This window comes from Burkholderia sp. FERM BP-3421 (assembly GCF_028657905.1).
GTDB lineage: Bacteria > Pseudomonadota > Gammaproteobacteria > Burkholderiales > Burkholderiaceae > Burkholderia.
The window spans coordinates 2,210,790-2,229,082 of the sequence record NZ_CP117781.1; the positions used below are offsets into that span (position 1 = coordinate 2,210,790).

Consider the following 18,293-nt stretch of genomic DNA (forward strand, 5'->3'; position numbering starts at 1 on the left):
CCGGCCCACATAGAAATTCACGATGTGCACCATTAAGACAAGCAATTTCACAGCCGCGCATCGTCTCGCCATACTGGCGCTTCCTTACCACACACCGAAACAGAGGAAGTGCAGATGCCGATCATCAACACCCAGATCAAACCGTTCAAGGCAACCGCGTACCACCACGGCGACTTCGTGTCGGTCAGCGAAGAAACGCTGAAGGGCAAGTGGTCGGTCGTCGTGTTCTACCCGGCCGACTTCACGTTCGTGTGCCCGACCGAACTCGGCGATCTGGCCGACCGCTACGCCGATTTCCAGAAGCTGGGCGTCGAGATCTACGCGGTGTCGACCGACACGCATTTCACGCACAAGGCATGGCACGACACGTCGGACACGATCTCGAAGATCCGCTATCCGATGATCGGCGACCCGACGCTGACGATCTCGCGCAACTTCGATGTGCTGATCGAAGAAGAAGGCATGGCCCTGCGCGGCACCTTCGTGATCAACCCGGAAGGCGAGATCAAGCTGTGCGAGATTCACGACAACGGCATCGGCCGCGACGCTGGCGAGCTGCTGCGCAAGGTCCAGGCCGCGCAATACATCGCCGCGCACCCGGGTGAAGTCTGCCCCGCGAAGTGGACCCCGGGCGCCGACACGCTGACCCCGTCGCTCGACCTGATCGGCAAGATCTGACCCGCTCGGCCCGAACGGGCCGCCGCGCACCGGCCGCGCGCCGGTGCGCTTCCCTCCCGGCGGGACTTCCCCCGCACGCCCTTTCGTCGCGCGATGCGCGGACGCCGCTCGCGGCTCACTCTTTCGACACGGAATCCCAATCGCCATGCTGGACGCCAATCTCAAGACGCAGTTGAAGTCGCACCTCGAAAAAATCAGCCGTCCGATCGAGCTTGTCGCGTCGCTCGACGACAGCGCGAAATCGCAGGAACTGCGGGCCTTGCTCGCGGAGATCGCGGGGCTGTCGCCGCGCGTCGCGCTGATCGAGCGTCGCGACGATGCGGAGCGCACGCCGTCGTTCTCGATCGGCGAGCCCGGGAAGCCGGCCGGCATTCGTTTCGCCGGTATTCCGATGGGGCATGAATTCACGTCGCTGGTGCTCGCGCTGTTGCAGGTGGGCGGGCATCCGGTGAAGCTCGATGCCGACGTGATCGAGCAGATTCGCGCGCTCGATGGGGAGTATGCGTTCGAGACGTATTTCTCGCTGTCCTGCCAGAACTGCCCGGATGTCGTGCAGGCGCTGAACGTGATGGCGTTGATCAATCCGCGCATCCGCCACGTGGCGATCGACGGCGCGCTGTTCCAGGCGGAAGTCGAAGCGCGTCAGGTGATGGCCGTGCCGACGATGTTCCTGAATGGGCAGTCGTTCGGCCAGGGGCGCAGCAGCGTCAAGGAAATCCTCGCGAAGCTCGATACCGGCGCGGCGGCGCGCGCGGCGAAGGCGCTGGCGACCAAGCCGGTGTTCGACGTGCTGGTGGTGGGCGGCGGGCCGGCCGGCGCGGCGGCCGCGATCTACGCCGCGCGCAAGGGCATCGCGACGGGCGTGGTGGCGGAGCGTTTCGGCGGACAGGTGCTCGATACGATGGCCATCGAGAACTTCGTGTCGGTGCAGGCCACCGAAGGGCCGAAGTTCGCGACCGCGCTCGAACAGCACGTGAAGCAGTACGACGTCGATGTGATGGATGTGCAGCGCGCCGAGGCGCTGGCGCCGGGCGCGGTTCATGAAATCCGGCTCGCGGGCGGCGCGGTGCTGCGCGCGAAGACGATCGTGCTCGCGACGGGCGCGCGCTGGCGCGAGATCAACGTGCCGGGCGAGCGTGAGTATCGCGGCCGCGGCGTGGCGTACTGCCCGCATTGCGATGGTCCGCTGTTCAAGGGCAAGCGCGTCGCGGTGGTGGGCGGCGGCAACTCGGGCGTCGAGGCGGCGATCGATCTCGCCGGGCTCGTGCGCGAGGTGACGCTGATCGAATACGGCGCGCAGCTGCGCGCGGATGAGGTGCTGCAGCGGAAGCTGCTCAGCCTGCCGAACGTGACCGTCGTCACGCAGGCCAAGACCGTCGAACTGACGGGCGACGGCGCGAAGCTCAATGGGCTCGTTTATGAGGATCTGCGCAGCGGCGAGATCAAGCGCGTCGATCTCGAAGGCGTGTTCGTGCAGATCGGCCTCGTGCCGAATACCGAATGGCTGAAGGGCTCGGTCGAACTGTCGAAGCACGGCGAGATCGTGGTCGATGCGCGCGGCGCGACGTCGGTGCCTGGCGTGTTCGCGGCGGGCGACGTGACGACCGTGCCGTACAAGCAGATCGTGATCGCCGTCGGTGAAGGCGCGAAGGCTTCGCTGGGCGCGTTCGATTATCTGATCCGGCAGGATGCGCAGGATGCCGCGCAGGTGGTGGTGAAGCAGGAAGAGGAAGCGGAAGCGGAAGTCGCCTGAGCGGCGGTTAGAGGGAATTCAAGGAATTCACGGAATTCACGGAATTCACGGAATTCACGGCTCTACCTTGGCCCTCGTCTTCGCGCGGCGACGCGTGGGATGAGGGCATTTTTTTGTTTCCTGGAAGTTTCCATCGACCCTGGACGCCCTCTTTCGGCGCGCAACTCAGGCGTCGGGCTTAGGTTTTTTGATTGTCTTCACGAGCATGGCCGCGCTCAGGATCGCGGCGCAGATGGAAATTCCCGACAGGCCCAGGGCGAACCAATCGAGAGGACTATCGGTCGCGGGGTCCAGCACGGAACGCTGTGGTGCAGCCGGGTCATAGTGGACGGGCACACGACTCCCAATGGGCCGTGTCTCTTTGTCATGTTCGGCTTGCCGCTCGGATATAAACAAATGGGCAGAGTAGGCACGATTCAGTGCGTTGCTTTCAGCATCGTATTTCCGCCCGTTCACTGAATACGAGTAGATCCAGCCGGTCTCCCAACGGATACGGCGGTGGCTCAGGATCTCGTGAACGTATGCGGCTTCTATGGTCCCGCCGGTTGATTCCCAGTTTTGCTCGACATCCTGCCAGTGCCACCCATCCAGAACGCCGTAGCCCATCCACCCGCCAGCCGCCGCGAAAGCGAGCACATAAAACGCAATCAGCCTCTTTCGTACCGGCTTCGGTGTCGCCCGCGCGCCGCGAGAGGGTAAGCCGTTCATGGTGGACGCATCTCGGTGTTTGAGTACGGGTTGCGGGTCGGCGATGTTCGACTGGCATGTCGGCAGGGCAAGATGCGCCTGTCTTCAAGACGTTTCGCGGCGGCGATGATTCCGCGTGATGGAGCCTGCGCCCGATTCTCAATCTTAGGCGAAGTTAAGTCGAATGGCGGGAAGTGGCTGCCTCCGGCCCGACGCCTTGGTTGGATTCACGGTGAACGCATTCCTGTAAGAAAACCACACCGAATGCACCAGGAATAGCAAGTGCAGGGACGACACCTTGCGCGAGCGCCAGATAGTCTCCATGGTGCCAAGACATGCGAACTCCTCTTTTCGTGGTTCGAATCAGACATGCAGCCGCGCGCGATAGACAATCAATTTGTCAGACTCTCACTTCTCTGCCAACTATCCGTCACAAGCATTTCCATCCAGCACAGATTCGTAATATCCCCCCACTCCGCCCCGCCCGCGACCGCTCCCAACCCAGTCGTTTTCCATTATTCTCACACCTACCGCACCGTCGGCCGGGGGGCCGCCGGTTCACTCAAGCCGCACCCTTTTTGACCCCGACGCGCCGGACCGTCGCGCCACGTCCCCGCGTCCTCGCCGCAGGAAACGATCGTGCCGACCACCACCCCGCCGGCTTCGCCCGGCAACGCAACGCTCCTCGAAATCGTCCGCGCCCAGACCGAGATCGCGAAGCTCGGGCTCGACCTCGGCGGCGTGATGGCCTTCGTCGCCGAACGCGGCCAGCACCTGACCCACGCGCACGGCGCGGTCGTCGAACTCGCCGAGCATGACGAAATGGTCTACCGCGCCGCCTCCGGCATCGCCGGCCACCTGCTCGGCCTGCGCCTGAAGCGGGTCGGCAGCCTGTCCGGGCTGTGCGTGCAGAGCGGCCGCATCATGCGCTGCGACGATTCCGAACTCGACGATCGCGTCGATCGCGAAGCCTGCCGCCGCGTCGGCCTGCGCTCGATGATCGTCACGCCGCTCCGGCACCTCGACACCACCGTCGGCGTCCTGAAAGTCATGTCGCCCGAAGTCAACGCCTTCACCGAGGACGACATCCAGGTGCTCGAACTGATCTCCGAGCTGATCGCCGCCGCGATGTACCACGCGGCCCGCAACGAGACCAACGAGCTTTACCTGCAAGCCACCCACGATGCGCTGACCGGCCTGCCGAACCGCGCCCTGTTCTACGACCGGCTGCGCCAGTCGATCCAGCTCGCGACGCGTTCGTCGGCTGTGCTCGGCATCCTGAATCTCGACCTCGACGGCCTGAAGCCGATCAACGACCGCTACGGGCACCGCGTCGGCGACGCCGCGATCCGCGAGGCCGCGATGCGGATCAGCGGCTCCGCGCGCCGCTCCGACACCGTCGCGCGGCTCGGCGGCGACGAGTTCGGCGTGATCCTGCCCGGCATCCATGGGCGCGCCGACGCGGAGCAGCAAAGCGAGCGGATGACCGAGCGGGTCGCCCAGCCGTTCGAATTCGAGGGGCAGCGGCTCGACCTGGGCGTGAGCGTCGGCATCGCGGTGCTGCCCGACGACGGCACCGACATGACCGGCCTGATCGACCGCGCGGACAAGGCGATGTACGCGATCAAGCGCGAGCGCAAGGGCGGCGCGCGCTGAGCGCGCCGCTCATTGCAGCATGAAGGTCTCGTATTCGAGCGCGTCGAGCTTGCGGTCGAGCAGGTACAGGCTCGCGAGCATCGCGACGAGCAGCGCCCCCGCGAAGCCGTAGCCGTAGGTGGCCGGGTTCGCGCCGAGCGTGAGCGCGGTGAAGCCCGCGTTCATCGCCACGAACGCCCCGACCAGCCCGAGCACGATCCCGCGCTTGTCGAGGTAGAAAAACACGTTGATCGCGCCCATGAACACGACCTGCATGCTGGCCGCGATCACGTCGATGTAGAGCAGCGGCAGGTACAGCGACGGAATCCCGAGCCAGCGCAGCAGCACCGGGCTCGCCGCGAACAGCAACAGCGCCGCCATCGACTGCACCTTGATGATTTCCCACACCCCCGTGCGCAGCGATTCAACCATCGCGCGCTGCATGCGCTCGATATGCTGCAACGACGCGCCCTCGCGCACCGCATCGTAGAACGCATCGTAGTACTCGACGAAATCGGTCTCGATGCGCAGCAGGAACACCGCCATGCCGGGCAGGATCGCCAGATACGCGAGGAACACGGGGATGTCGTAGATCAGCGACGCGCGCAGCGGCCCGATCACCGGCTGCCCGGTGCCCGGCGCATACCAGAACATGAACTTGTCGATCCAGATGCCGAGGTTGTACAACAGGCCGATCAGCATCAACGACGGATAGCGGTAGCGCTTCGAGAACATCTCGAACGAGATGAAGCGTTCGCTGCGATAGTCGCGGTAGATCAGCGCGAGCAGGCCGCAAAGCAGCAGCGTCTGGCCGAACACGAACCCCGCGAGCAGGCCGTTCAGGCCGTACCGGTTGAGCGCAAGCGCGCTGACCGTGGTGGCCGTGTAGCCGATCAGGAACACGACGATGATCGACAGATAGCGCTTCATCCCGGACAGGAAGATCGTCGCGATCCAGATGTTGCCCGTCACGACGAAGCCCGCGAGCATCAGCATCCGGTAGCCGGGCGTCTGCGCGCGGAACAGGGTCAGCGACGCGAGCACGCCGAGCCCGACCGAACCGAGCGTGACCACCGCCATCACGCCGTGGAAATTCGACAGGATGGGATCGCGCCGCTCCTTGAACAGGCGGTCCGACGTGAAGCGCGTGTAGGCGAGTTGCAGTGGCCCGGTCAGCACGAGCGACACCGCGATCAGGTAGGTCACCGAGACCTGGAACTGCGTGATGAGCCCGGTCGGCAGCACGAACGGCAGGCTCAGCACGCCGATCAGCAGGATCCCGACGATCGACAGCACCCACGGCCCCGCGCCGATCAATCCCGCATACGCATAGGCCTGCATCAGCCCCGTCAGCGTATTGCGACGGAGCATCTTGCGCAGTTCGAATCCGATTCCGGCCATCCCGGCGGCTCCCGTGCGATCAGCCGTGCGCGGACGCGGCGCGGGTCGCGTCGGCCCCGGTCGCGTCGTCGGCGGCAGCCAGGCGCTGATAGAGCGTCCGGTAGGACCCCACCATCCGCTCCTGCGTGTAATAGCGTTCGACCCGCGCGATGCCGGCGCGCTGCGCGGCGCGCCAGTGCGCGTCGTCGAACAGGTCGAGCGCGGCTTCGGCCAGCGCGCGCGGATCGGCGATCTGCACGACGCGCCCGGCCGCGCCGAGCGCCGCGTCCTCGCCCGGCGCGCCCTCGATCAGCTGCCGGCACGAGCCCACGTCGGTCGTCACCGACGGCACGCCGGCCGCGAAGCCTTCGAGCACGACGAGCGGCAACGCCTCGGAAATCGAACTCAGCACCAGCAGCCCGCATTTCGGCAGCAGTTCGTCGATCTTCTGGAAGCCGAGGAAGCGCACCTTGTCCTTCAGCCCGAGGCTTTCAACGAGCGCGCGGCACTCCTGCGCATACGCGAGATCCTCGTCCTCCGGTCCGGCGATCCAGGCCTCGGCGTCGGGCATGCGGCGCAGCACGGTCAGCATCGCGCGGATGAAGGTCTTGATGTCCTTGATCGGCACCACGCGTCCGATCAGGCACAGCGTCCTGGGCACCGTCGCCGCGCGTTGCGCGCGCAGCGGCGCGAGGCGCGGCAGGTTCACGCCGTTCGGGATCGTCGCGGTGCGCGCGGCCGGCGCGCCGTCGGCGATCTGGCGCCGCCGGTTGCCTTCGTAGAGCGCGACGATGTCCTGCGCCGCGTCGTAGCACACGCGTCCGAGCGACTGGAAGAAGCGCACCCACAGGTCGCGGAAGTACGCGACCTGCGAGACGTCGCGCTCGAACAGGCTGCGGTTGTCGCGAATCCATTCGCTCTGGAACAGGTCGATCTTGCGTTCCTTCGTGTAGATCCCGTGCTCGGACACGAGCAGCGGCCGCCCCTGCCGGTAATGCGCGAGCGCGCCCAGGAAGCCCGCGTAGCCGGTCGACGCGGTATGCAGCACGCGCACGGCGGGCAGCTGCTCGACGATCCGCGCAAGCTGCCACAGGGGCTTGTGCATGATGCGCACGGTCCAGAAGTAATCGACGAATGACGGATCGGTGCAGAACCGGCGGTACTGGTCGGTCAGGTACTGCCATGCCTCCTTCGAATGAAGGAACGCGTCCTCGCCGAGCGCGCCGCCCGGGCGCAGGTCAGTCAGCATGTCCTTGAGCATGCGCGCGCTCAGGTCGCGCATCGCGGGGTTGCGCAGGCTGTCGTGCAGTTGCGCCGAGCGCGCGAACGCGCCGGGATCGCCGCGCATCGGCTTGACGAGCGGCGGCGGCGCGAAGTCGTAGAGGTAGTGCGTTTCCAGATGGACGACGTTGTCCGGCAAGGCGTACTGCATGCCTGCATAGTCCTGCTCGCGGCTGCCGAGGAAGCACAGCGCGAAGCGCAGCTCGGGAAACGCGCGGATGATCTGGTTCACCCAACTCGACACGCCGCCGCTGACATACGGGAACGTCCCTTCCAGCAGCAACAGGACATCCGCCGACGCGGCGCGCGGCAGTCCGGACGAGACGGCATTCGGCATGACGGCCCTCATGAGCGGTTGGCGTGGGAATCGGGCGGCGCGGGCGTTGCCCAGCAGTCGAGCGTCGCCTGCAGCACCGGCGTGATGGTGCGCCGGTCGAGTTCGCCGAGCAGGCGGCGCACGCCGCTGAAATCGCGCCGCCAGTAGGCCGACTCGGCCAGGTACGGCACCAGCCGGTCGCGCGGAAAACCGCAGGCGATCGCGTTCCCCAGCATCTGATCCGCGGCGGCGAGGTCGCGGCGCGCGAGCGCGAGCCGGCCGCGCAGCCGCCACAACGCGGCGTCGTGCGGCGTCAGCGTCAGCGCCGAGATCGCGAAGTGGTCCGCCTGCCCGATCGCGTGCTCATGCACGTCGCCCGTCACCAGCTGCTGGTAGATCAGTTCGCTGTACAGCTCGGCGAGCGCCTTGTCGATGCGCGCGCGCTCGCTCGCCGGCAGCGCCCGCGCGGCGGCGCGCTTCGCGCGCTCGGCGAGAATCTTCTGGGTCAGCGCCTTCTCCTTGTTCTCCAGGCTGCCATAGGCGAGCAGCCGGATGTCGTCGAGCGGATCGGCAAGCATCTCCTGCAAAACCGGCGACACGGTCCGCGCCGGCAGCGCCTGCATCGCGAGCAGCGCGGTCATGCGGAAATCGGTGCTCGCCTCGGCGTTGCGCAGTTCGGCCTTGAGGCGCGCGCCGCGCCCGTACGACACCGCGCCGAGCAGGTATTCGGTGAAGGCCGGTTCGTCGACGCGCACCACCGGCAGGTGCGCGCTGTTATCCGGGAGCAGCGCGGCCAGCGCGCGCGCGCCGAGCGTGCAGGCCAGGCCGCCGATCGGCAGCGCGAAATTCAGGCCCCACAGCAAGGCGAGCCCGCCGCGCCCCACCGGCCGCGCGCGCGCGGACAGCCACCTCGCGCAGCCGAGCGCCACGAGCGCCGCGCCGAGCGCCTCGACCGCCACGCACACGAGCAGCGCGCCCGTGTTCGCGCGCGCCGCCGCCGCGCCCAGCATCGCGGGCGCGGGCAGCCCGCCCAGCGCCTGCACGGACGGGTCGGCGATGCCGCGCGCCGCGAGCGCGAAGCCGGCCACCTGCAACGCCACGCCCGCGAGCCCGGGCAGCCATGCGGCGCCCGTGCCTCGCGCGGGCGCGCCGGCCTCGCCGGCCGGCCGCAGCGCGTCAGGCGCCGACACCGCTTCGCTCCAGCAGATCGCGCAGCGCGGTGATCGGCTCGTCGACCGGCACGCGCATCGAGTAGACCGCGACGTGCGCGGTTTCGAAGGTGACGCCGAATTGCGCCCGCAAGCTGTTCTCGATGCGCAGCAGATAGCCTTCGACCGCGCCGCCGCTCGACAACGGCATCAGCGTCAGGATCGCGCGCCGGCCGTGGCCGTCGAGCGACCATTGCGCATCGAGCGAGCGCCGCGTGCGCAGCACGTGTTCGTACCACGCGGCGCTGCGCGCGTCGTTGTCGAACACCAGCGCGACGATCGACGATTCGACGTGGGTCGCGCGCCGCAGATGCACGAGCCGCGCGTAGTCGAGCGCGAAGCCGTGCGGACAGGCCGGGAACGCCGCGAGCATGTCGCGCGTGACCGTCGCGTGGCGGACGCCGTCCGCGTAGAAATAACACAGCACGAGCAGGAATTGCAGGTTGTCGCGCGTCAGCGCGAGGAACGGCATCCGTTCGATCGCGACCACGCCCGCCATCTCGCCCTGCGCGTCGACGAGCGGCACGCACGCGAGATAGCGGCTCGCCGCCGCGACCTGCTCGGCCGCGCCGGCGACGTGGATGAGCGTGCGCGCCTCCAGCGCCTCGCGCAGCAGCGGGTCGCGCGGATCGAGCGGCGCGGGCCGGCCGATCGACGCGGCGGCGTCGCCCGCCGGCGCGCCGGCGCGCCAGGCGTGCACGCTCGCGACCTCCAGCTGGGTCGCCTGCGCGGCCGCGTCGAGAAACGCCTGCGCGCCGCGCAGCGTGACCTCGCCCTGCTCCGCCTCGTGCGGCTCCTGCGCGAGCACCAGGGTGCGCAGCCGCGCGAGCGCATCGCGCAGCGTCGCGGGCCGGCTCAGCAGATCCTGTTCCAGCCGTTCATGCGAGAGCCGCAGCATGAACTGCTCGCGCGTCAGGATCGCGAGGCGCTCGGCCAGATAATCGTTGGCGATCCGGCTCTGGCGCAGGCGGTTCAGCCAGATGTCGCCGAACTGGCCGGCCAGCAGCGTCAGGAAGAAGCCGCCGAAGAAAAACCCGAGCGGGAAGCGCCGCGCCGGCGCGAGCGGGCCCAGCGCGTTCAGCGCGCCGACCGCGGGCGGCGCGGCCGCGTACAGCACGTGCCACGCGACGAGCAGCAGCAGGCCCGACAGCACGCCGGCCGCCGAACCGTAGCGCAGCGCGACGAGCACCGGCACGAGCCAGATCCAGCCGAAGCCGCTGCCGACCAGCAGCGGATCGTCGTGCGACAGCGCCCGGCACGCCGCGATCGCGACGAGCGTGAGCCCGACGGTTTCGAGCGCGGCCACCGCGCGATGGCGCGCCGATCCGGCGGGCGGCGCGATGATTCCGCTCCACCAGCCGGTCGCGCCCGTCGCGCGCGCGGTGCGCGGCCGGCGCGCCGCGCCGCGGGGGTTGTCCGATGCCTGCGTATTCATCGCGATCGTGCGCCCGCTCCAGGGTTGATGACGAAGGCGGCCGTCACTGCGCGCGCGCGAGCGGCGCGAGCAGGTCCCGCTCCAGCTTCTGCGCGACCCCCGACAGCGCGTCGCGGCTCCAGCCGGTGCGGCTGCCCGTGCCGGTCCACACGATCTTGCCCGACGCCACGTCGATCACGTCGAAGCTCAAGCCGACGGCTGGCTCGCCGTCGACGCCGACCTTGTAGCGCCACTCGGTGACCGCGCCGCCCAGCGCATAACGGATGTTCTGCTGGCGGGCCCAGTTGAGCGCGTTCTGCTGCGCGTCGGGCTTGGCCGGGTCGAACAGGGTTTCGTCGTCGCCGCCGCCCGCATACGGCGTGAGGTTCGCGTAGCCGTATGCGCGCAGCAGGCCCTGCGCGATCGCGGCCGCGCGCTGGCCCGCCTGCGGCGTCTCCGTGTGGTTGGCGATCGGCAGCACGGTCCACGCGTCGCCCTTCGCGACGGGCGGCGGCGCGCTCTGGTCGACCACCGCGCAGCCGCCCAGCAGGGCCGCCGTCAGCCACGCCACGCCGGCGCGCGTCGCGCGGCGGCCGGGCGCGGCGGCGTGCATCGAGAGGTTAGGTAAGCTCATCGACATCTCCTCGAATCAATCGTCAATACAACAGGCGGTAACGCGCGCCCAGTTCCTTCACCGACGTCGAATGGTTCGACGACGCCCCCTGGTACAGGCCGTACAGCAACACCTGATCGCCGCCGAACAGGCTGCCGACGAGGCCGACCTGCACCTGCCCGGACCAGCCCGCGCGCGAATCCCGCAGCGGGCCGCCCGAGAACATCGGCCGCCAGCCTTTCGAATAGCCGTCCGGCAGGTCGTCGCCGAACGAGAACAGCAGCGCGCCCTGCGTGAAGGTCTGCGGCATGAACGCGGCCGCCGTCAACGGCGTGCCGGGCGGCAGCAGCACGGCGAGGCGCGCGCCCGGCGCGCCGTTCGCGCTGCGGTACTGGCCGTGCGAGAACACCGCGCGAATCGTGTAGTCCGGATAGTCGGACTTGATCTTGTAGCCCGCGCTCAGATCGATCAGATGCCCGTCGCCGAGCACCGAGCGGTCCTGGCCGCGGAACCGCGCGTATTCGTAGCGGCCGCTGCCGAACCAGTGCGGATCGAACGGGTAGTCGAGGCCCAGCGACGCGAGATCCTTCACGCCGCCGACCGTCAGCTGCGCGGTTTCGGTCGCGGGCTGGTTGTAGCCGGCCGCGTAGCGCAGCGTCAAGCCGCCGCCGAGCGACTGCCGGCCGTCGAGGCGCGCCGTCGTGAAGTCGCGCAGCGCATCGCGACGGCCGACCGTCAGTTGCTGGTCGCCGTCCATGCCCTGATGGCGATAGATCGCATCGAGCAGCCGCTCATGGCGCGGCACGCCCGGCAGCGCGCTCGCATCGGCGGTCTGGTCGCGCTCGCGGTAGCGCAGCTGCAGGCTTTGCGACGGCGTGAGGCGCACGCCGGCCGTGACCGTCTCCTCGTTGAAGCGCAGCGGCCCCTGGTCGCTGTAGCGCACCGCCACGTCGACCGACTGCGCATTCGACAACAGTCGCTCGCGTGCTTGCGCGTGCAACGAATCGTCGAGCGGCGTCCGCACCAGCGCGTCGTACGCCGTCGATTGCGCATCGGTCAGCCGCCCGGTCAGCACTTGCGCGTCGATGCGGTTCTGGCGCGGGATCTGGTCGGGCAGCGTATCGAGCAGGCGCGTCAGCGTGACGGTGTCGCCCGCATCGACCGCCTGCTGCGCCTCCGCGTAGATCGGCCGCGCGCTGCGCACGACGTAGAGCCGCGTGAGCCATGCGCGTTCGAGGTCGGGCTCGCCCTGCGCCTGCGCCCAGGTCACCGCCGCCTCGCGCGCGATCGCCGAGTACAGTTGGCGCTCCTCGCGGATCGCCTGCCGGCGTTCGGGCGGCAGCAGCGCGAGAGCGTCGGACGCGGGCGGCGTCGACGGCGCGCCGTCGTCGTCGTCGGGACGATCCGCGCGCAGCATGTCGATCAATACCGCGCGCGCGCGATCGCCGTTGTCGAACAGCGTCGCGAGCGCCACCCGGCGGCCGCGCAGTTCGTCCGCCTCGGCCGCCGGCAGCGGCGCGGCGTCCGGCGGGCGACGGCGCGCCGCCAGAGCGAGCCACACCTGGCGACGGATACGCCACGCGTCGTCCGCGCGGCCGTCCTGTTCGAGCGCATCCGCGAAGACGAGCCGCCACAGCGGGCCGCGCGCGCCGTCCTCGCCCTGCCGGCGCAGGTAGTGCAGCGCCGCGCGACCGTCGCCGAGCCGCAGCCATGCCGCCACGGTGGGCGGCCACAGCGTCGAATCGGTCTGAGCATCGCGCGCGCGGCGTCGCAGTTCCGTCTGCAACTGCGCGTCGCTGCCGTGCTCGACCAGGTACCACAGCCAGCTCGTCTGGGCCTCCGCGCTGTCGGGCGCGAGCGCCAGCGCGCGTTCGAGATCGCGCCCGTAGGCCGCCGGCCGGCCGCGCTCGCGCTCGTATTGCGCGCGCGCCAGCAGGAAGGTCGCCGATTGCTCGGCCTCGGCGCGCCGTGCGTCGCTCAACGAGGCGAGCAGCGCGGCGCTGCGCGCCCAGGCATGCGCGCGCGCGTAGTAGTACAGCGCCTGCGTCAGCATCCGCACCGTGCCGCCGTGCCGATAGCCGTACTCCGCCACCCGGCCGGCATCGAGCGGCGAACGCTCGCTGAAGCTGATCATCGATTCGACGTCGTCGGTCCCGGCGTGGCCGCCCGCGAGCAGCGCGCGATAGCCCGCGCCCGCATCGCGCTCGCGTTGCCCCGACGCGCCCAGCATCGCGTAGAAACGCCAGAAATCGGTATCGCCCGGCGTCGCGGCGCCCTTCGCGTCGCGCAGCGCGGCAAGCGCTTCATCGAACTGCGTGCGCGCATACAGCAAGGTCGCGATGTGCAGCGCATAGCCGGCGTTCGGGCCGTATGCGCGTTCGAGATCGCGCCACGCGCGCAGCGCGAGATCGTCGTCGCCCTTGCGCTCCGCGACCTGCGCGTAGCGCTCGCGCGCCGCGCGGCCGAGCGGGCCGTCGAAGCGCGCGCGCAGGAAGCCCAGCGCGGCGTCGGGGTCGGCGTTGCGCTCGTAGGCGTTGACCACGTCGTCGATGCGCTTGAGGTCGCCCGGGTGCTGGCCCGCTTCGTAGAGCGTCACCGCGAGCAGCGCGGCCTGATCGTCCAGGCCGGGCGCGAGCCGGGCGACCTGCCGCCAATCGTTCGCGCCGCCCCGGGCCTGCGCCAGCGCGAGATAGTTGCGCAGCGCCACGTCCGGATGGTGGTTCCACTCGGCGACCTGCGCGAGCCGCTCGCGCCACGGGAGCGCCTGCGGATCGCGTTCGAGCGCGGTCTGCGCGATGCGCTCCGCGCCCGCGACGTCGCCGTTCGCGAGGAATACGCGGTAGGCGAGTTCGTAGTCGCCGGTCTGAGCTTTTTGTTTGGCGTTGGTTGCGTTGGTTGCGTTGGTTGCGTTGGTTGCGTTGGTTGCGTTGCCCGCGTTGCCCGCGTTGCCCGCGTTGCCCGCGTTGCCCGCGTTGCCCGCGTTGCCCGCGTTGCCCGCGTTGCCCGCGTTGCCCGCGTTGCCCGCGTTGCCCGCGTTGCCCGCGTTGCCCGCGTTGCCCGCGTTGCCCGCGTTGCCCGCGTTGCCCGCGTTGCCCGCGTTGCCCGCGTTGCCCGCGTTGCCCGCGTTGCCCGCGTTGCCCGCGTTGCCCGCGTTGCCCGCGTTGCCCGCGTTGCCCGCGTTGCCCGCGTTGCCCGCGTTGCCCGCGTTGCCCGCGTTGCCCGCGTTGCCCGCGTTGCCCGCGTTGCCCGCGTTGCCCGCGTTGCCCGCGTTGCCCGCGTTGCCCGCGTTGCCCGCGTTGATCCCCGTCGACGCACCTGCGCCACCCGCGCCCGGCGCGGCCGTCGTCGCCGCGATCCTCACGATCGACACCCCTCCGCCCCCGCGATCCGCCACGCCCGCCCCGCGCGGCTGCCCGCCGCCGCGATACCACGCGGCCCGCAGCCACACGCTCCGCGCCGTGCGCTGCGCCGCGACCCGGCCGTCATGTGGCGCCACCGCGCCCGGCCCGCCCGCCGCATACGCGGCAAGCCGCGTCCGCCCCTGCCTGCCCGCATCGCCCAGCACCTGCATCAGGCGCTTCACGTACTGCGCGGCCAGATCGGGCCGCCCCGCCGCCATCGCCAGATTCGACAGGAACCGCAACGTATCCGGGTCGTCCGCCAGATCGCCCGCATGCGCCTGCGCCGCCGCCATCGCGCCCGGCAGCTCATTGCCCGCCTGCAACGCCTTCAACCCGGCGATGAACGCCTCGCGCCGCGCCGCGCGCGTCGTCGCGCGCGCCTCCAGCGCGAACCACGCATCGGCGGCCGCGCGATACTCGCCCCCGCCCAGCCGCGTGGCCGCCAATTCGGCGAGCCACGCCGACGCATGCGCGGGATCATCCGTCACGAGCCGCGCATAGAAGCGCGCCGCGAGCGCATCGTCGCCCAGGCCGCGCGCCTGCCCCGCCAGCGATTTGAGCGCGTCGACGTCCCATTCGACTCGATCGGCCTCGCGCAGCAGCGCATCGAGTTCGCGCAGCGGCGCGGCGCGCGCGGGATCGCGCGGCGCGAGCGTATACAGCCGGCGCTGCGCGAGCGCGAGCCGGATCACCAGCGCGCGCCGCCGCGCCGCCGGATCGGTCGAGATCTTCAGTCGCTCCAGCATGCGCTCCGCGTCCGCGAGCCGCTCCCCGCTCAGATAGGCGCGGGTCAGCGCGGCCTGGACGTCCGGATTGCCCGGATCGATGCGCAGCCAGGCCTCCAGATACGCGACCGTCAGGCCGTCGACGCGGCCGGCCGCGAGCAGCCGCGCCTCCAGCGCGCCGCGCGGATAGGCGAAACCGAGCAGCACGCCCAGCAGCGCGCCGAGCGCGAGGATCGCGGGCAGCGTGAAGAAGCGCTGGCGTTCAGCGGTCGCAGACGACGTCGACATGCAGGCGGTAGGCAGTGGAGGAAAGCGGACGCTGGCTCACGCGGCATGCGCCGGCGTCGGCGACGCGAAAGCGCGGCGCGACGGTCGAGCGCAGGTCGAACGAGAAGCCGCGCGCGCTGCGTTCGAAGTGTTCGAGCTCGCCGTTCGCATCGGCGAGGTACGGCACGTGCGGCGCGCGCGCGGCGTCGACCACCGTGAAGCGCGCGGCGGCGCCCGTCAGGTGCACGTAGGTGCCGCCCGGCCCCGGCGCGTAGCCGGCCACCCCGGTCGCGCCGCGCAGGTCGGGCGCCTTGCCCGCCGGCAGGCGCACCGTGCGCAGCGCGCCGCCGCCGCGCACCACCCAGGCGTCGCCGTCGCGCGCCACGCTCATGTCGAGCGAATCGAGCACCTTGCGCGCATAGTCCGACGCGAACAGCGGCATCACCGGCTGCGCGAGCACGGCCTTGAAAATCAGTTCGAGCGCCTTCATCGACGCGAGCTTGGTGCCCGAGAACATGTGGTAGTAGATGTCCATCGGCTTGAAGCGCAACGGCCGGTCGGTCATCTCGAAGGTTTCGAGCACGCGCGTGAAGCCGTAGAACGGGCCATGCCACAGGTCGGTGTACAACTCCTCGTTCTGGTTCGGCGCGAACACCTGGTAATAGCCGTCCTTCATCACGCCGAGCGGCGCGATCGCGGTCCAGCTCGGGTAGCTCTTCGTGATCAGCGTGTCGCCGCCGTTCATGTTCAGCACGCCCGCCCGGTAGGCCGCCTTCAGCACCGGCGACGGCACCTGGCAATCGCCGCTCCACAGCACCATCCGCACCGGCTTCGCGGCCGGCGCGACGGTGCGGTTCAGGTAGTCGATCGAGCCGCCGACTTCGCGTTCGTAGTTGAAGCGGTAACCCGGGATATCGATCGACAGCCCACTCGCATGCGCGCCGCCGCCGCCCTCGGTGACCGTATCCTTGTCGTCCGAGACGCCGAGCCCCGTCACCCGCATCCATTGCAGCGGATGCGTATAGGTATGCGTGGCGACCTCGACGTTCGGCAGCGCGAAGATCTTCGCGCCCAGCGCGCGCAGGTGCGGCGAGAACGCGCGATACGGTCCGTCGTCGGACACCTCCCCCTCGATCAGCGAGGCCGTGGTCGGCATCCCCGAATCGCGCAGCAGCCGGTACAGCATGTCGCCCGAATACAGCGGCACGGCGGGGTTCTCGGGCAGGCCGGCCTGGGCGAACTCCGCGCGCGAGGCGAAGCCGTCGCCGTCGATGTGCGACATCAGCAGCCGACGGCCGTTGCCGGTCGTGGTGTCGGGCACCGGCATGTCGTCCGGCAGGCGCAGCGCGGCCCGCAGGAACGCGAGCGGCTGCGTGACCCAGCGGGCCTGATTGATCCCGCCGAGCTGATACACGCCGAACGGCCGCATCACGTAGCCGCCCCACGGCGTCAGCGCCGCGCCGTCGATCTCGACGCCGCCCGCGCGCAGGCGCAGCAGCGACCGGCTGCGCGCGCCGACCCGCACCGCCGTGTAGTCGTGCGGATCGGCGCGCGGCTTCATCTCGAACCCCATCAGCGCCGGGTCATAGGACGCGACGTCGAGCCGCGCGCCCGCCGGGATCCCGTCGACCACCTCGAGATCGAGCTTGCGCGCGAACGGCGCATCGAGCGGCGTGCCGAACGACGCGAGCATCGCGATCGGAACGTCCGCGTCGATCTGCGCGCCGAGCCATTCGCGATAGGCGCGGCCGCGCGGCACGTCGTTGTCGAGCCACAGCACGATGCCCGCGTAGCGGTCCGCGAGCGGGCCGGCGGGCAGCGGCGCGCGCGCGTCCGCGTAATCGACGAGGTAGCCGAGATAACCGAGCGGCATGGCCAGGTAGCGCACCCCGGGCGACACGTTCAGGTCAGTGCGCGCGGGCGGGTCCTGCACCACGAGGATCCGGCGCGGCAGCGGCGCGCTCGCGCCGCGGCCCATCGTCGCGAGCGCGCCGTCGGTCACGAACGGCACGAGGCCGTCCGCGTGAATCCGCGTGATCGCGTCGCTGGCGCACGTGCGGTCGGCGGGCGGGCAATAGTCGATCGACACCACCGGCACGTTGTACTGCGTGCGGATCGTGCGCGCCTGCGCGAGCAGCCAGGCGCGATCGGCTTCCGGCACCGCCGTGTAGCGCTGCCGCGCCTGATTCCAGCCGCGGTACAGCGACTCGAACGCCACCGCGTAGACAAGCCCGTGCACCGCCGGCAGGATCTCGAAGCCGCGGTTGAAGATCAGCTTGGCCTCGGGATAGCGCGCGTGGATCGCGCGGATCACCGCGACGAGGCCGGCCTGCTGGCGGGCGCGCGCGTCGTCGGTGTGCGCGGCGAGTTGCCAGGCGTCGAGCGTGTCGAGGAAGAAGCCGCGATAGCCCTTGTCCCACAGCGGCCGGATCACGTGCTCGACGAAGAACGCGGGCCACTCGGGCCGGCTCTGATCGACCACTCGCGAAGCCCACGCCTCGTTGCTGCCGAGCAGCCACGACTTGGGCAGATCCGCATAATAGGCGCGCGACGGCTGCACTTCGCCGACGCTCGCGTACGCGAACCAGGTGGTGTGCGGAAGGACATGCGCGCGCGGGTCGAAGCCGCTGTCCGGCTCGACCACGGCGACATCGTAGGCGGACAACAATTCGACCGGCGGCTGCGCGCCGTAGTACAGCGCGAACGAGGGCTGGGCGGGCGACGGCGCCTCGTCCGCCCACGCGGGCCGGGCAGCGGTCAGGCCGAGCCACGCGAACGCGCAGGCGATCAGCCAGACCGCCCCCGCGCGCGCGCGCCGCCCGGCTGCCGATATGCACCGTCGCTCCAGGTATCCGGAGGATCGCGGCGGGCACGGGTCGGCAACGGAACAGCGGCGTCTTCTTGTCATTCTTCACGTGCTGCGCTGGCAGTCGGT

At 70.0% G+C, this 18,293-nt stretch carries 11 protein-coding genes; 3 read left to right on the forward strand and 8 right to left on the reverse strand.

Annotation, left to right across the window (positions count from 1 at the left end):
* The first annotated feature begins 114 nt into the window (after window positions 1-114).
* Window positions 115-678 carry an alkyl hydroperoxide reductase subunit C gene (gene ahpC / locus Bsp3421_RS12635; RefSeq protein WP_273996296.1) on the forward strand — a complete coding sequence of 188 codons (564 nt, stop codon included), beginning with the start codon at window positions 115-117 and terminating at the stop codon, window positions 676-678.
* A gap of 145 nt (window positions 679-823) precedes the next feature.
* The gene (gene ahpF, locus Bsp3421_RS12640) at window positions 824-2,431 is read left to right on the forward strand and encodes an alkyl hydroperoxide reductase subunit F (RefSeq protein WP_273996297.1); all 1,608 of its coding nucleotides are present in this window, start codon (window positions 824-826) and stop codon (window positions 2,429-2,431) included.
* Between the two features lie 165 nt (window positions 2,432-2,596).
* Here ahpF and Bsp3421_RS12645 read toward each other — a convergent pair whose 3' ends face one another.
* Window positions 2,597-3,139: a DUF3592 domain-containing protein gene (locus Bsp3421_RS12645; RefSeq protein ID WP_273996298.1), complete on the reverse strand. Its 543-nt coding sequence runs from the start codon at window positions 3,137-3,139 to the stop codon at window positions 2,597-2,599.
* Between the two features lie 618 nt (window positions 3,140-3,757).
* Between Bsp3421_RS12645 and Bsp3421_RS12650 the strand changes: the two genes are divergently transcribed.
* Window positions 3,758-4,774 (forward strand): diguanylate cyclase domain-containing protein, encoded by a 1,017-nt coding sequence (locus Bsp3421_RS12650; protein WP_443111443.1) that lies wholly within the window; start codon window positions 3,758-3,760, stop codon window positions 4,772-4,774.
* A 9-nt stretch (window positions 4,775-4,783) separates the two neighbouring features.
* Here the strand turns inward: Bsp3421_RS12650 and pelG are convergent, their stop codons facing one another.
* Genes pelG through Bsp3421_RS12685 form a run of 7 tightly spaced genes read right to left on the reverse strand, consistent with a single transcriptional unit; the run spans window position 4,784 to window position 18,266 of the window.
* Window positions 4,784-6,154 (reverse strand): exopolysaccharide Pel transporter PelG, encoded by a 1,371-nt coding sequence (gene pelG / locus Bsp3421_RS12655; protein ID WP_273996299.1) that lies wholly within the window; start codon window positions 6,152-6,154, stop codon window positions 4,784-4,786.
* Window positions 6,155-6,173: 19 nt separating this feature from the next.
* A complete protein-coding gene (gene pelF / locus Bsp3421_RS12660) occupies window positions 6,174-7,751 on the reverse strand; it encodes a GT4 family glycosyltransferase PelF (protein WP_273996300.1) in 1,578 nt (525 codons plus the stop codon).
* 8 nt (window positions 7,752-7,759) lie between these two features.
* A complete protein-coding gene (locus Bsp3421_RS12665) occupies window positions 7,760-8,920 on the reverse strand; it encodes a sugar ABC transporter permease (protein ID WP_273996301.1) in 1,161 nt (386 codons plus the stop codon).
* A complete protein-coding gene (locus tag Bsp3421_RS12670; protein ID WP_273996302.1) occupies window positions 8,907-10,373 on the reverse strand; it encodes a PelD GGDEF domain-containing protein in 1,467 nt (488 codons plus the stop codon). The genes Bsp3421_RS12665 and Bsp3421_RS12670 overlap by 14 nt, the downstream gene beginning before the upstream one ends.
* A 43-nt stretch (window positions 10,374-10,416) precedes the next feature.
* Window positions 10,417-10,965 carry a penicillin-binding protein activator LpoB gene (locus tag Bsp3421_RS12675; RefSeq protein ID WP_273998375.1) on the reverse strand — a complete coding sequence of 183 codons (549 nt, stop codon included), beginning with the start codon at window positions 10,963-10,965 and terminating at the stop codon, window positions 10,417-10,419.
* A 43-nt stretch (window positions 10,966-11,008) separates the two neighbouring features.
* Window positions 11,009-15,379, reverse strand: a complete 4,371-nt coding sequence (locus tag Bsp3421_RS12680) for a tetratricopeptide repeat protein (RefSeq protein ID WP_273996303.1) — start codon at window positions 15,377-15,379, stop codon at window positions 11,009-11,011.
* Window positions 15,354-18,266 (reverse strand): bifunctional glycoside hydrolase 114/ polysaccharide deacetylase family protein, encoded by a 2,913-nt coding sequence (locus Bsp3421_RS12685; RefSeq protein ID WP_273996304.1) that lies wholly within the window; start codon window positions 18,264-18,266, stop codon window positions 15,354-15,356. The genes Bsp3421_RS12680 and Bsp3421_RS12685 overlap by 26 nt, the downstream gene beginning before the upstream one ends.
* Between the last annotated feature and the right edge of the window lie 27 nt (window positions 18,267-18,293).

Bases quoted from the DNA above. Each gene is read 5' to 3' on its own strand.
- Bsp3421_RS12645 (WP_273996298.1), bottom strand. From the start codon at position 3,139: ATGAACGGCTTACCCTCTCGCGGCGCGCGGGCGACACCGAAGCCGGTA.
- Bsp3421_RS12680 (WP_273996303.1), bottom strand. From the start codon at position 15,379: ATGTCGACGTCGTCTGCGACCGCTGAACGCCAGCGCTTCTTCACGCTG.
- ahpC (WP_273996296.1), top strand. From the start codon at position 115: ATGCCGATCATCAACACCCAGATCAAACCGTTCAAGGCAACCGCGTAC.
- Bsp3421_RS12675 (WP_273998375.1), bottom strand. From the start codon at position 10,965: ATGCACGCCGCCGCGCCCGGCCGCCGCGCGACGCGCGCCGGCGTGGCG.
- Bsp3421_RS12670 (WP_273996302.1), bottom strand. From the start codon at position 10,373: ATGAATACGCAGGCATCGGACAACCCCCGCGGCGCGGCGCGCCGGCCG.
- ahpF (WP_273996297.1), top strand. From the start codon at position 824: ATGCTGGACGCCAATCTCAAGACGCAGTTGAAGTCGCACCTCGAAAAA.
- pelF (WP_273996300.1), bottom strand. From the start codon at position 7,751: ATGCCGAATGCCGTCTCGTCCGGACTGCCGCGCGCCGCGTCGGCGGAT.
- Bsp3421_RS12685 (WP_273996304.1), bottom strand. From the start codon at position 18,266: ATGACAAGAAGACGCCGCTGTTCCGTTGCCGACCCGTGCCCGCCGCGA.
- pelG (WP_273996299.1), bottom strand. From the start codon at position 6,154: ATGGCCGGAATCGGATTCGAACTGCGCAAGATGCTCCGTCGCAATACG.